Below are 13,344 nucleotides of genomic sequence, written 5' to 3' on the forward strand. Positions count from 1 at the left end.
GGTGAACGAACACTCGAAGGATGCTGCGGCTGCCGACTCCATGCCGGAGTCGGCGGCCGCAGCATCCCCTTCCACAGGCCTCAGTCGGCGCGGTCTCCTAGGCCTCGCGATCGGCGGGGGAGTCGCCTCTCTCGCGGTGGGGGTGGGTGGCGGACTGGCCGGTGGCGTGGCCCTCGGCCGCGCCAGGGCCGACGCGGACTCGCAGGTCGCCTACGAGTTCTTCGGCGCGCATCAGGCGGGAATCACCACTCCGGTGCAAGAGCATCTGCACTTCGCGTCTTTCGACATGATGCCGCGGACCGATCGTGACGACCTGATCACGCTGCTGCAGGACTGGACCTATGCGGCGTCGCGGATGACCAAGGGGCTCGAGGTGAGCGCGACGGGTGCCGTCGGAGGAGACGCCGAAGTGCCGCCGGATGACACCGGTGAAGCTCTCGGCCTCCCGGCCGCCGGTCTCACGATGACTTTCGGCTTCGGACCGAGTCTGTTCGAGTACGAGGACGGCGACCGCTACGGAATCGCCGCACGCCGTCCGCAGAGGCTCGAGCGACTGCCTGCCTTCCTGGGTGACGACCTCGACCCGCAGTCTTCGCACGGCGATCTCTGCATCCAGGCCTGTGCCGATGATCCGCAGGTGGCGGTGCACGCGATCCGCAACCTCAGTCGCATCGCCTTCGGACGCGCCCGGCTGCGCTGGTCGCAGCTCGGATTCGGCAAGACCTCCCGCACCACCTCCGCCCAGGCGACCCCGCGCAACCTGTTCGGATTCAAGGACGGCACGGCGAACATCCTCGCCGATGACGCCGCCGCCCTCGACGCGAACGTCTGGGTCGGGGCATCGGATCAGCCCGAATGGATGGCGGGAGGCTCGTATCTCGTAGCGCGGAAGATCGCGATGCTGATCGAGACCTGGGATCGTGTGCGACTCTCGGAGCAGAACACGATCGTGGGGCGCGACAAGGGCGAGGGGGCACCGCTGTCCGGCGGCGATGAGTTCACCGCACCGGACTTCGGCTCCTCGGCGATAGACCAGAGCGCACATGTGCGGCTCGCGCATCCGGACCAGAACGACGGCATCCGGATCCTCCGCCGCGGGTTCAACTACGTCAACGGCAACAATGATCTCGGCCGTCTCGACGCCGGACTCTTCTTCCTGTCTTACCAGCGCGATCCCGCGCAGTTCGTCTCGCTGCAGCGTCGGCTGTCGACCGACCGGATGAACGAGTACATCAGGCACGTCGGCTCGGGCATCTGGGCGGTCCCTGCCGGCGCGAAGCCAGGATCGTACGTCGGCGCCCAGCTCTTCGCCTGACCGCCGCGGAACGGGGTCAGGCGCTCAGCGTCTCCGCCACGAAAGCCGACATGGCGTCTGCACCGAAGTGGTCATCGGCGGTGATCGTCACGACCGCGTCGCCGCGGAAGATGAGCAGCTGCCCGTACGCGCCGTGCAGGCGCCAGGACGAACCGGGGCCGTCCCATCCCGCCAGCGCGTAGCGCTCGTATCCGGGGTTCTGGCCCGCCGTCACCCAGTCGGAGTGCATCGCGTCGATGACTTCGGGGGAGACGAGACGGCGCCCCTCCCATTCACCGCGATCGCGGATCAGGCGGCCGAGGCGTGCCATCTCCTCGGTGCGCAGTGCGATGCCGCTGCCGCCGACGATGCGGCCCTGCGGGCAGCGCTCCCACTCGACGTCTTCGATCCCGAGAGGCGCGAGCAGCCGCGGACGCAGGTAGTCGACGATGTCGCCGACCCGTGTCGCGAGCACGGCCATGGCCGTGTAGGTGCTGGCGTTCGAGTACTGGAAGACGAGTCCGCGCGACGGGCGCGACAGGAACTCGCGCGCGAGGTCGGGCCAGTCGGTCATCATCGTCTCCGACCACGGGAGATCGATGCCGCTCGACATCGACAGGAGGCGTCGGAGCGTAATCCGATCGACGCCGTCCCCGAGCGCGAGATCCGGGACGTACTCGGCCAGGGGCGCATCGAACGACACCAGGCCCTCGTCCACGGCGATTCCGGCCGCGAGGACGCACACGCCCTTCGCCACCGAGTGGATCTCCTCGCGGACGTCAGCGGTCCACCGGTGCTCAGCGACGTCGTCGCCCACCAGCACATGAAGCCCGTGGGCTCCGAACCCCGACGCGTCCGCGTGGTCCACCAGGAGGTCGCGGATCGTCTCGGCTGCGGTCACTCCTTCAGGCTAGCCGCTGCGTCCTGGCGCGGCCGACGCGACCCCGTCGGGTCGCTGCGGTGGCCCTCGCGCCGAGCGAGCTCTGGGTCTCGGAAGAGCCATCGCGGGCGGGGCTCGACCAGGGGACGGAAGAGCCAGCGCACGGGCTTCGTCGCGAGAGCGAGGGCCAGCACCACCGACAGCAGGGTCACGAGCGGCAGCCACAGCCACGTCGGGTCGAGATCGCGCAGTACGCCGGATTCGCGGAACGGGTAGAGCACGAACGAGTGCAGGAGGAACACGTACATCGTGTACTGACCGAACCTCGTCCACCAGTACGTGCCCCGGGGGATCAGGGCGAAGAACGCGGCGCTCAGGATCACCGCCAGCAGCATCAGCGCGATGCGCACCCCACCTGCCCACCACTGCTCGCCGCCGAGGTCCGCATACGCATCCTCGTAGAACAGCCAGTGGCGCAGGTCGACCTCCTTCCAGAGATCAATCCAGTGCCAGGCGGCGAAGCCGGCCGCGCCGAGCACGGCGACGCTGGCGACGCGGATCCACCACGGGCGGACGTCGAGCAGGCGGAAACGTGCGACGACATCGCGCTCGCGCAGCCACCATCCGAGAGCGAAGAAGGGCAGCAGGCCGAGCGTGCGCGACAGTGAGAACGTGCTGTCGACGTTGGGCAGGTAACCCACCCCGACCGAGATGATCACCGTCCACAGCAGGGGCCATCGGAGCAGTGCGAGATACGGGAGCACGAGGCGGAAGATGCCGAGTGCGAGCAGGAACCACAGCGTCCACGACGGCTTGGTGAAGTTCGGGTCGGCCTGCCCTTCGACCAGCCACTTGGTGAGGGTCCACAGGAACTCGAAGATGACGTAGGGGAGGAGGATGTCGGTGATCACGCGCGCCATCTGGACTCGCGTCGGTGACCCCGATTTCGAGAAGTATCCGGAGATGATGGCGAAGGCCGGCATGTGGAAGGCGTAGAGGGCCAGGTACGACGCGAGCGCGATGTCCGAGTCGTAGGTGAGGCGCTGGATCGCGTGCCCGAGGACCACCAGGACGATGCAGGCGTAGCGGGCGTTGTCCCAGAACGGGACGCGTTTGCGGGGCTTCGGGACCGAGCCGGTGGCGGGGTTCGTCGTGGCGGCTCCGTCGCTGTGCATCCTCTGAGGCTACTCGGGGAATAAAGTTGCTCGCATCGCGTTGACTCAGATACATTCAGATGAATAGAACCGGATGCACGGCACCCGATTCGGAGAAGACGGAGCAATCATGAGCGAGCAGGCAGGCGTCCCGGTGCAGTTCGGCATCATGTCGGTCAGCGACATCACCCGCGACCCGACCACCGGTGAGACGCCGAGCGAGCAGGAGCGGATTAAGGCGACGCTGGCGATCGCCAAGCACAGCGAAGAGGTCGGTCTCGACGTCTTCGCGATCGGCGAGCACCACAACCCTCCCTTCTGGTCGTCGAGTCCCACGACGTTCCTCGCCGCACTTGCGGCGCAGACGGAGCGTCTGATCGTCTCGACGTCGACCACTCTCATCACGACCAACGACCCCGTGCGCATCGCCGAGGAGTACTCGATGCTGCAGCACGTCTCCGACGGCCGCATGGACCTCATGCTCGGCCGCGGCAACACCGGGCCGGTCTACCCCTGGTTCGGTCAGGACATCAGGCAGGGTCTCCCGCTCGCGATCGAGAACTACGCCCTGCTGCACAAGCTGTGGCGTGAGGACGTCGTGAACTGGGAGGGCAAGTTCCGCACCCCGCTTCAGGGCTTCACCTCGACCCCGAGACCCCTTGACGGCGTCGCACCGTTCGTCTGGCACGGATCGATCCGCACACCGGAGATCGCGGAGCAGGCGGCCTACTACGGTGATGGCTTCTTCGCGAACAACATCTTCTGGCCCAAGGAGCACTACCAGCGGCTGATCGAGCTGTACCGTCAGCGGTACGCGCACTACGGTCACGGCACGCCCGAGCAGGCGATCGTCGGCCTCGGCGGGCAGGTCTTCATGGCGGCGAAGTCGCAGGACGCGGTGAACCAGTTCCGCCCGTACTTCGACAACGCCCCGGTGTACGGTCACGGACCGAGCATGGAGGACTTCACCGAGATGACTCCGCTGACGGTGGGGTCGCCTCAGCAGGTCATCGACCGCTACGCCGCGATGCGCGAGCACTACGGCGACTACCAGCGCCAGCTGTTCCTGATCGATCACGCGGGTCTGCCGCTGAAGACCGTGCTCGAGCAGCTCGACATCCTCGGATCCGAGGTCGTGCCGGTGCTCCGCAAGGAGATGGCGAAGGACCGCCCGGCCGGAGTGCCGGACGCTCCGACGCACGCGGCACGGGTGAAGGCGGAGTTCGGCGACGGTCCGACGCGTCAGGCCCGGCCGGGCGCAAACCGCGGCGACAACCTGACGGGCGACTCGCCCTACCAGGACTCTCCCGCTCCCGCGGGGGCAGCGTTCGGTCTCAGCCGGAAGGGAGCCTGAGATGACCACTCGTCGAATCGCCGTCGTGTCGGCGGGGCTCTCGAATCCGTCGTCCACCCGGATGCTCGCTGATCGTCTCGCGGCCGAGACCGTGAAGGCCCTGGCCGGTCGTGACATCGAGGCGAGCGTCGACGTGATCGAGCTGCGCGACTATGCGCACGACATCACGAACAACCTGCTCACCGGATTCGCGCCGCCCGCCCTCGAGACCGCGATCAACACCGTGGTCTCGGCGGACGCGCTCATCGCCGTCACGCCGATCTTCTCGACGAGCTACAACGGGCTCTTCAAGTCGTTCGTCGACGTGCTCGACCCGGACGCGCTCACGGGGAAGCCCGTGCTGATCGGAGCGAACGCCGGCACGGCTCGGCACTCCCTGGCGATCGACTACGCGATCCGACCGCTCTTCGCCTACCTGCATGCCGACGCGGTCTCGACCGGCGTCTTCGCCGCATCCAGCGATTGGGGCGGTGGGGGTGACGACGTCGCTCCTCTCGCGAAGCGCGTCGAGAAGGGCGCGCGCGAGCTGGCCGAGGCGATCGCGAAGCGTGAGGTGGCTGCGGCCGCCGACCCTTACGACCCCGCGACGTATCTCGGAGAGGGCCGCTCGTTCGGTCATATGCTCGGCGGTCTCGCCGGGGAGTAGATTCTGCGGCCCGGGAGACTGGCGCACGGTGGGCCATGAGGCCATCGACAATGTCCGTGGGGCATCGTACGGTGACGTCATGGCCCACCTGTCTGTGCTGGACGCTGCGCGACGCGCGCTGCGCGGAACCCTCCTTTTGCCGGGAGACGAGTCGTTCGACGACGCTTGTCGACCGTGGAACCTCGCGATCGAGCAGCATCCGGTCGGAGTCGCCGCTCCAGCCGACCTGGGCGATCTGCGCACGCTCGTCCACGCAGCGCGTGATGCGGGGGTCACGATCGCGGTGCAACCCACCGGACACGGTGCGTCCGGCGACCTCACCGGTGCCGTGATCCTGCGGATGGCGGCGTTCGACGAACTCGAGATCGACCTCGAAGCCGGAACAGCGCGAGTCGGCAGCGGTGTCCGCTGGGGTGCTGTCGTCGATGCGCTCGACGGCACCGGCTGGGTCGCGCCGGCCGGAACGAGCCCGGTCGTCAGCGTCGCGGGCTACACCCTCGGCGGCGGCCATTCGTGGTTCAGCCGCACCGCCGGGCTGGGGTCGGACAACCTCCGCGCTGTGTGGATGCTGCGCAGCGACGGCGAGCATGAGCGCGTCGACGACGACAGCGACCCCGATCTCATGTGGGCACTGCGGGGCGCCGGTGGGGTCATGGGCATCGTCACAGCCCTCGAGATCGACCTGGTGGCTGCACCCGCTGTGTGGGGTGCAGAGCTCGCGTTCGGTGCGGGGAATGCCGCGGCCGTGATGCGCGCGGTCCGAGACCTCGCCGTCGATGCGCCCTCCTCGCTGAACGTGTTCATGAACTCGATGCGGATGCCCGATGTCCCGCAGCTTCCGGAAGAGATCCGCGGTCGCAGCTTCTTCACGGTGCAGGCGCTGTCGACGAACGGCCCGGCCGAGCGGCTGGTGAGTGGATTGGGTCGGGTAGGCACCGTGCAGCGCGAGGTCACGGGTCCCACATCGCCCCGGCTCATCGCGGAGTCGAGCGGCGAGCCCACTGATCCGACGCCCGGACGCGGCGTATCGGCCGCGCTCTCATCGCTCGACGACGACACGATCGATGAGCTGATGCGGTTCCGAGCGCAGCCGGAGCAGTGGCCGATCATGGGGATCGACATCCGGATGCTCGGCGGGGCACTGGACGAGCCTAGACGGGCGGGTTTCGCATCTCTGCAGGGAGTCGACTGGCTGCTCCATGCGCTGGTTCCGGTGTTCCCGGGAGTCCCCGGCGAACCGGGAGACGCGAGCATGGCGGGGTTCGGAGAGGTTCTGGCGCGGGCGACGGCACCACACACCGTACCGACCTTCCTCGGGCCGGGGCAGACCCTCGAGCGCTGCGGCCGGACGGCAGCGGTCGACCGGCTTCGTCGTGCTCGCACGATCGCCGACCCTGAGGCTCTGCTCCACGAGGGGCGCCTCCCGCGCTGACCCGGAACGAACGGTGGGCCGCAGGCAGCAGCGCCGGGTCGGGAGCCTGGAACGGCATCCGACAGTGCAGGGTCAGACGGATCCGTCGGGGCGCCGGTTCCACTCGTACTCGGTCTCGGGGCGTCCGCGAGCGCCGTATCGCGCGCTGCGCAGGACGATTCCCGACGCAGCCAGATGTTCGAGGTATCGACGCACGGACACCCGCGACATCCCCAGTCTCTGGGCTGCCTCGCTCGCCGAGAGAGCCCCGGCTGTGCGGAGCTCGGCGGTGACCTTCTGCAGAGTCGCCCCCGAGAGCCCCTTCGGAACAGGGACGGCTCTCGTCGAGCGCCCGAGCAGCGCATCGATCTCTGCCTGGGTCGCTTCGCCGTCGGTGGATCTCGCCTTCTCTCGGTGTTCTCGGTACGCAGTGAGACGCTCGTCGAAGACCGCGAAGGAGAACGGCTTGACGAGATACTGATACACGCCGAGAGCGACCATCTGCCGCACGCTCTCGGCATCGCGGACACCGGTGATCGCGATCACATCGACCGACGCCGCACGGGCGCGGAGTGCGCGCAGCACGTCGATGCCCGACCCATCGGGCATGGTGATGTCGAGAAGGATGAGATCGAAGGGCTTGTCGCGCGGCTGCTCGAGCACGGCGCTCACCGCGGCGCGCGCTCGGGTGCATTCGCCCGCGACGATGAAGCCGTCGATTCTCTCGAGGTACGAGCGGTGGAGCTCCAGCGTCAGAGTGTCGTCATCGACGATCAGCGTGCGGATCACGGGGCTCGCCTCCTTCTCGTCGGTGGCAGGACGACACGGAACGTCGTCGGGTCGGCCTCGAGGTCGACCGTCCCGCCGACCCCGAGAACGACGGATTGCACGAGTGCGAGTCCGACCCCGCGCCCGTGCGAGCCGGCAGGCTTGGTCGAGAACCCGTGTGCGAAGATCCGCGTTCGGAGTTCGGGAGCGATTCCGGGCCCGCTGTCCGAGACGGCGAGCACGATGCCGCCGTCGGTCGAGGGCTCGAGCGTGACCTGGACCCATCGTTCGGCGCCGGCGGATGCGGCGTCCATGGCGTTGTCGATCAGGTTGCCGAGCACGGCCACGCTGTCGACCGGAGACAGCGGCGATTCGGGAGTGTCGGGATCGATCTGCAACCTCCAGTCGATGCCTCGTTCCTTCGCCTGCGAAGCCTTGCCGAGCAGAAGTGCGCCCACCGTCGGGTCGCCGGCCTGTCGTGCGGTGACCTGATCGACGAGCGATTGGCTCTGTCGCGAGGTCTCGGTCAGGATCCCGATCGCCTCCTCCGCGCGGCCCAGCTCGAGCAGTGCGACGGCCGTGTGCATGCGGTTGCCGTGCTCGTGCGTCTGCGCCCGCAGAGCATCGCCGAGCGTTCGCAGCGATTCGTAGGAAGACACGGCATCGCGCACCTGCCCCGGCGGAAGGTCGCCCGCGATGCGTCGCGTGAACCGGCGAGCGGCCCAGGCTCCGAGAGTGCCGAGAGCCACCAAGCCGACGGTGATCCCGAGCGACAGCGGGAGCCGGCGGATCAGGGTGTCGGAGATCGATTCCGTCGTCACCCCGGCTGACACCCAACCGACCAGATCGCCGTCGTCTGAGTCGACCGGAACGATCGTTCGCACTGAAGCACCGAGAGTGCCGGTGAAGACCTCGGTGAAGGTCCGAGCTGTGTCGGGGATCGTGCCGAGGTACTTCTCGCCGATCTGCTCGATGTCGGGGTGGGTCACCCTGATGCCGTCCGGCGTCATGATCGTCACGAAGTCGAGATCCGCGGCGGCGATCACATCGAGTGCATACGGCTCGAGGATCCGTGTGGCCGCGTCGACGTCGCCGGCGTCCAACGCCTCGGTCACCAGCGGTGACGCGGCCAGTGTCACGGCAGTCGCCGCGGTGACCCGCTCAGCCTCCGCGTGCGTGGCGCGCTGCGCATCGGAGACCAGGAAGACAGCCACCAGACCGCCGACGACGAGCGTCGCGATCAGGAGCACGACGAACACGCGTGAGGCGACGCTGCGTGCGGGTCTCATCGCGTCCTTCCGATCGTCGGTGATCGCGGAGCCGGCATATCGGTGGAGACCAATACGACCACAAATGGCGTCGCCGTGCGAAGTCCGCGACCGTGAGCTTACCGAAGGCGAGGGCGCCCGAGGGCATGAGACGAAGACGTTCATGATCAAGGAGGAAAACATGGCCATCACGACAGGGTTCTCGCTTCCCGGATTCCACTGGCGACGCGGCAAGCAGGCGTGGGACAGGCACACGTGGCTGTATGTCTCGGTGATCATCGCCGTCGTGCTCGGAGCGGCGGTCGGTCTCATCTGGCCCGAGGTCGGTCAGAGCCTCGAGCCGATCGGCATGGGCTTCGTGTCACTCATCAAGATGATGATCGCCCCGATCATCTTCTGCACGATCGTGGTGGGCGTCGGCTCGATCGCGAAGGCCGCGACCGTCGGCAAGATCGGCGGACTCGCGCTGCTCTACTTCATGGTGATGTCGACGTTCGCGCTGGCGATCGGTCTCGTGGTGGGCAACATCATCCACCCGGGTGCCGGGCTCGACATGGCCAACGCGAACTACGACACCACCGACACCGAAGCCAAGACCACGACCGAGTTCATCCTCGGGATCATCCCGACGACCTTCTTCTCCGCCTTCACCGGTGAGAGCGTGCTGCAGGTGCTCTTCATCGCGCTGCTGGTCGGCTTCGCGCTCCAGGGGCTGGGAGACAAGGGCGCCCCGATCATGGAGGCGGTCAAGAACCTCCAGAAGCTGGTGTTCCGCATCCTCGGCATGATCCTGTGGCTCGCGCCTCTCGGAGCCTTCGGAGCGATCGCGGCGGTGGTCGGAAAGACGGGCATCGCCGCCATCTGGAGCCTGGGCGTGCTCATGATCGCGTTCTACATCACCTGCATCCTGTTCATCGTGGTCGTGCTGGGGGCTCTGCTCTTCGCGGTGACGCGGGTGAACATCTTCAGCCTGGTCAAGTACCTCGCCCGCGAGTACCTGCTGATCGTCGGCACCTCGTCGTCGGAGTCCGCTCTTCCGCGCCTCATCGCCAAGATGGAGCACATCGGCGTCTCGAAGCCGGTCGTCGGGATCACGGTGCCCACCGGATACTCGTTCAACCTCGACGGCACGGCCATCTACCTGACCATGGCCTCGCTCTTCATCGCGACCGGCATGGGCCAGCCGATGACGATCGGCGAGCAGATCGGGCTGCTGGTGTTCATGATCATCGCGAGCAAGGGAGCCGCCGGTGTCACCGGCGCCGGACTCGCCACGCTCGCCGGTGGTCTGCAGGCGTACCGCCCAGACCTGGTCGACGGCGTCGGTGTGATCGTGGGCATCGACCGGTTCATGTCAGAGGGGCGCGCGCTGACCAACTTCACCGGCAACGCGGTCGCGACTCTGCTCATCGGCACCTGGACGCGTGAGATCGATCGCGAGCGTGTGCAGCAGGTGCTGAGCGGAGCCCTGCCGTTCGAAGAGTCGACGCTCGACGGCGTGGATGACCACGGGATGGCAGACGAGAGCAAGGCGGTCGACATCCAGGGTCTCAAGGAGTCGGCGCTCGACGAGATGGCCGCGAAAGAGGAGCGAGCGCGGGCTCGCGCAGTGCAGCACTGAGCAGCAGGCGGAAAAGAGGGATGCGGGAGCCGACGATCGTCGGCTCCCGCATCCGTGTGGTCAACCGCTCTTGCGTCGGAACTCGCGCCGCGTCTGCGGGGCGGGCGCGCCGTGGACGGCGGAGTCGCCATCCAGGTGGGCCTCGCCCTGCCGGTGGTGCGCGTTCTTCTTCTCGAGCGCTTCCTTGAACTTGCGCTTCATCTCCTCGCTGGAGGAGGCGCCTTCTTCGGTGCTCATGTTCGCCAGCCTAGGGCACGCCCCTGACCGCCGGGTGGATCACTTCCGGGCACGACGGGACACGAGGTCGATCACCGCGCCGAGCCCGACCGCCACGGCGACCGACACCAGCACAGCCACGACGGGCCCACCCGGCACGAGTGCGGCCACGACGGCGCCGACGGACGCCTGGTACCCGGCCCACCCGAGAGCCGCCACGGAGACCAGCAGCAGGTACCGGCCGGGGTGGATGCGCGAGGCGCCCGCGACGAGATTGATCGCCAGACGCGCGAACGGCACGAAACGTGCGGTGAAGAGCACCGTGGCGGTCCCACCATCCAGACGGCGCCGCGCCCAGTCGAGGGCCTGGCGCACACGCGGCGCACGCATCCATCGCCAGCGATCGGTGCCGACGGTGCGACCGATGAGATAGCAGGCGGTGTCTCCTGCCGCAGCCGCAGCTGCCGCGCACACGATCACCGCCCAGAGCGGGGGAGCACCGGTGGTCGACGCGATGGCACCGAGTGCGGTCACCGCGACCTCTCCCGGCACGACGACGAAGAACGCATCGCCGAACACGAGAACGCTCATGATAACGAGGGCCCATGGGCCGCTGAGCAGGTCGATCGGCACACCTCCACAGTGCTCGGCGCGGGTGAACGGGAACCAACGTCCGGATAGCCGGTGACCAGCGCTCCAGCATCCGGTGAACTTCTGGTGCCCAGGGCCGTTTCCCGCGTACCGCGTGTGCCGGTGGCAGCATCCTGGGGTTGTGAGAGTCGCGATCGTGACAGAGTCCTTCCTTCCGCACATGAACGGTGTCACCGGATCCGTACTGCAGATCCTCGGCCACCTCGAACGCGCAGGCCACGAAGCGCACGTGATCGCACCGGATGCGCTCGGCATGCCGGCACAGGTCCATGGCGCAGCCGTCGAACCCATGCCCAGCCTCGCGCTCCCCGGCTACCGCAACGTACGGGTGGGAACCTCGCCTGCGCGACAGGTCGCGGCATCGCTGCGTCGCTTCGCTCCGGATGTCGTGCATCTGGCCTCGCCCTTCGCCCTCGGCTGGCGAGGCGCGCTCGCCGCAGAGCAACTCGGCGTTGCCTCGGTCGCCGCGTACCAGACGGATGTCGCGGCATACACGCAGAGGTACCGCATCCCTGCGGCGACGGGCATCGCACAGTCGCACATCGCGCGGCTCCATCGGCGGGCGACCCTGACACTCGCACCGTCGGCTGATTCGGCGCAGCAGCTCGCCGCGCTCGGTGTCGATCGAGTGCGTCGGTGGGGGAGAGGCGTGGATGCCGACAGGTTCCAGTCGGCCCGACGCAGCGCGACGCTGCGCGCGGAGTGGGGCACCGAGGTCGTGATGATCGGCTATGTGGGTCGACTCGCCCCGGAGAAGCAGGTCGAGGACCTGGCTGTGCTGCAGACGATCCCCGGGACGCGTCTCGTGATCGTGGGCGACGGACCGACCAGGCCCAGGCTCGAAGCCCTGATGCCCGGCGCTCTCTTTCTCGGGCACCTCGAGGGCGACGCTCTCGCGGAAGCGATGGCATCGTTCGACGTGTTCGTGCACCCGGGGGAGAGCGAGACCTTCGGCCAGACTCTGCAGGAGGCGCACGCGAGCGGGGTGCCCGTCATCGCCACCGGACGCGGAGGGCCCCTCGGCCTCGTGCGCATGGGGATCGACGGGTGGCTCTATCGGCCCGGCGATCTAGACGATCTGCGCATGCGCGTCGCCGACCTCACCGGGGACGCGCGCAAACGCCGGGCGTTCGGTGCAGCAGGGCGCGAGGCAGTGCAGGGTCGCAGCTGGGCGACCACCTGCGATCAGCTCCTGGGACATTTCGACGAGGCACAAGAGCTCCGGGCTGTGGATGCCGGACTGCGCGCTCGCCGCCTCACCCGCCCAGAGCCCAGCGTTCCCGTCGCCGCGCGTCGCTGGCAACGATACGTGGCACTCGGAGACTCGCTCACCGAGGGGCTGTGCGACCCGGCCCCCGATGGCGCGCTGCGCGGATGGGCTGACCGACTCGCGCTCCTGCTCGCCGCCCGAGGAGGGCTGCACTATGCGAACCTCGCCATCAGGTCGAAGCGCGTACGCGACGTGTGCACCACGCAGCTTCCGCGAGCACTCGAGCTCCAACCGGATCTCGTGTCGATCCTCATCGGCGCCAACGACCTCGTCAAGCCCAACGTCGACATACCGGCGCTCGCCGCAGAGCTCGAGGGTGCCATCACTCGGCTCCGGAGCATCGGAGCGGATGTCCTCCTCGTCACACCGTTCCTTCCCCGTCGGCGCGCGGCCTCGATGTACACGAAGCGGTTCGCGGCGTTCGCCACGGCGCTCACAGGCATCGCGGCGCGCACGGGTGCGATCCTGATCGACACGGACCTGCATCCGTCGCTCCCCGACCGCCCGAACTGGGGTGAGGACCTCGTGCACCTGAGCAGTCGAGGCCACAGGTTCCTCGCGTACCGGGCGGGTGAGGTGCTCGCGGTGCCGCACGCCGACGCACTCGGAGCACTCGATGCGGCTCTGCACGAGAACGAGCCGATCGGGGCGGGGCTGTGGTGGCGGCGGCACGCACTGCCGTGGGTATGGCGACGACTGCACGGACGCACGGCGGGTGACGGGCGCGTCGCGAAGCATGACGACTACGTCTATCTCGGGCGATCGAGCGCCCCGCGCAACGTCAAGGTCGGCTGACTGCCGGGGCTGTCGC

Annotated in this window: 12 protein-coding genes; 6 read left to right on the plus strand and 6 right to left on the minus strand. The window is 68.1% G+C overall.

Features of this window, described 5'->3' with window-relative positions:
• The first annotated feature begins 40 nt into the window (after positions 1–40).
• On the plus strand, positions 41–1,315 hold the full coding sequence (gene efeB, locus FIV50_RS07170; protein ID WP_140038677.1) for an iron uptake transporter deferrochelatase/peroxidase subunit: 1,275 nt from the start codon (positions 41–43) through the stop codon (positions 1,313–1,315).
• A 16-nt stretch (positions 1,316–1,331) separates the two neighbouring features.
• Here the strand turns inward: efeB and FIV50_RS07175 are convergent, their stop codons facing one another.
• On the minus strand, positions 1,332–2,195 hold the full coding sequence (locus FIV50_RS07175; RefSeq protein ID WP_140036836.1) for a serine hydrolase domain-containing protein: 864 nt from the start codon (positions 2,193–2,195) through the stop codon (positions 1,332–1,334).
• Positions 2,192–3,349, minus strand: a complete 1,158-nt coding sequence (locus FIV50_RS07180) for an acyltransferase family protein (RefSeq protein WP_140036837.1) — start codon at positions 3,347–3,349, stop codon at positions 2,192–2,194. The genes FIV50_RS07175 and FIV50_RS07180 overlap by 4 nt, the downstream gene beginning before the upstream one ends.
• A gap of 109 nt (positions 3,350–3,458) precedes the next feature.
• Here FIV50_RS07180 and FIV50_RS07185 point away from each other — a divergent pair, with 109 nt between their 5' ends.
• The 3 genes from FIV50_RS07185 (at position 3,459) to FIV50_RS07195 (ending at position 6,760) form a co-directional block, all read left to right on the plus strand.
• Complete coding sequence (locus tag FIV50_RS07185; protein ID WP_140036838.1) at positions 3,459–4,682, plus strand: LLM class flavin-dependent oxidoreductase; 1,224 nt, start codon at positions 3,459–3,461, stop codon at positions 4,680–4,682.
• Position 4,683: 1 nt separating this feature from the next.
• The gene (locus tag FIV50_RS07190) at positions 4,684–5,328 is read left to right on the plus strand and encodes an FMN reductase (protein WP_140036839.1); all 645 of its coding nucleotides are present in this window, start codon (positions 4,684–4,686) and stop codon (positions 5,326–5,328) included.
• 79 nt (positions 5,329–5,407) lie between these two features.
• On the plus strand, positions 5,408–6,760 hold the full coding sequence (locus FIV50_RS07195) for an FAD-binding oxidoreductase (RefSeq protein ID WP_140036840.1): 1,353 nt from the start codon (positions 5,408–5,410) through the stop codon (positions 6,758–6,760).
• Positions 6,761–6,832: 72 nt separating this feature from the next.
• On the opposite strand, the gene FIV50_RS07200 is transcribed toward FIV50_RS07195, so the two are convergent.
• Both FIV50_RS07200 and FIV50_RS07205 read right to left on the minus strand, forming a co-directional pair.
• Positions 6,833–7,528, minus strand: coding sequence for a response regulator (locus FIV50_RS07200; RefSeq protein ID WP_140036841.1), 696 nt, complete (start codon positions 7,526–7,528; stop codon positions 6,833–6,835).
• A complete protein-coding gene (locus tag FIV50_RS07205) occupies positions 7,525–8,796 on the minus strand; it encodes an ATP-binding protein (RefSeq protein ID WP_140036842.1) in 1,272 nt (423 codons plus the stop codon). The genes FIV50_RS07200 and FIV50_RS07205 overlap by 4 nt, the downstream gene beginning before the upstream one ends.
• A 160-nt stretch (positions 8,797–8,956) precedes the next feature.
• Between FIV50_RS07205 and FIV50_RS07210 the strand changes: the two genes are divergently transcribed.
• Entirely contained in the window at positions 8,957–10,396 is a 1,440-nt protein-coding gene (locus FIV50_RS07210) for a cation:dicarboxylate symporter family transporter (RefSeq protein ID WP_140036843.1), read from the plus strand.
• Between the two features lie 60 nt (positions 10,397–10,456).
• Here the strand turns inward: FIV50_RS07210 and FIV50_RS17650 are convergent, their stop codons facing one another.
• A complete protein-coding gene (locus FIV50_RS17650) occupies positions 10,457–10,633 on the minus strand; it encodes a DUF5302 domain-containing protein (protein ID WP_091232420.1) in 177 nt (58 codons plus the stop codon).
• Positions 10,634–10,672: 39 nt separating this feature from the next.
• Positions 10,673–11,203, minus strand: a complete 531-nt coding sequence (locus FIV50_RS07215) for a DedA family protein (protein ID WP_140036844.1) — start codon at positions 11,201–11,203, stop codon at positions 10,673–10,675.
• Positions 11,204–11,399: 196 nt separating this feature from the next.
• Here FIV50_RS07215 and FIV50_RS07220 point away from each other — a divergent pair, with 196 nt between their 5' ends.
• A complete protein-coding gene (locus tag FIV50_RS07220; protein WP_258184469.1) occupies positions 11,400–13,328 on the plus strand; it encodes a GDSL-type esterase/lipase family protein in 1,929 nt (642 codons plus the stop codon).
• Positions 13,329–13,344 lie beyond the last annotated feature (16 nt).

The sequence above is a fragment of the Microbacterium foliorum genome (genome assembly GCF_006385575.1).
GTDB classification, from domain to species: domain Bacteria; phylum Actinomycetota; class Actinomycetes; order Actinomycetales; family Microbacteriaceae; genus Microbacterium; species Microbacterium foliorum_B.

What these genes read in the sequence shown, in the direction of transcription:
- efeB (WP_140038677.1), top strand. Translation starts at nt 41, where the DNA reads ATGCCGGAGTCGGCGGCCGCAGCATCCCCTTCCACAGGCCTCAGTCGG.
- FIV50_RS07190 (WP_140036839.1), top strand. Translation starts at nt 4,684, where the DNA reads ATGACCACTCGTCGAATCGCCGTCGTGTCGGCGGGGCTCTCGAATCCG.
- FIV50_RS17650 (WP_091232420.1), bottom strand. Translation starts at nt 10,633, where the DNA reads ATGAGCACCGAAGAAGGCGCCTCCTCCAGCGAGGAGATGAAGCGCAAG.
- FIV50_RS07215 (WP_140036844.1), bottom strand. Translation starts at nt 11,203, where the DNA reads ATGAGCGTTCTCGTGTTCGGCGATGCGTTCTTCGTCGTCGTGCCGGGA.
- FIV50_RS07180 (WP_140036837.1), bottom strand. Translation starts at nt 3,349, where the DNA reads ATGCACAGCGACGGAGCCGCCACGACGAACCCCGCCACCGGCTCGGTC.
- FIV50_RS07210 (WP_140036843.1), top strand. Translation starts at nt 8,957, where the DNA reads ATGGCCATCACGACAGGGTTCTCGCTTCCCGGATTCCACTGGCGACGC.
- FIV50_RS07205 (WP_140036842.1), bottom strand. Translation starts at nt 8,796, where the DNA reads ATGAGACCCGCACGCAGCGTCGCCTCACGCGTGTTCGTCGTGCTCCTG.
- FIV50_RS07185 (WP_140036838.1), top strand. Translation starts at nt 3,459, where the DNA reads ATGAGCGAGCAGGCAGGCGTCCCGGTGCAGTTCGGCATCATGTCGGTC.
- FIV50_RS07195 (WP_140036840.1), top strand. Translation starts at nt 5,408, where the DNA reads ATGGCCCACCTGTCTGTGCTGGACGCTGCGCGACGCGCGCTGCGCGGA.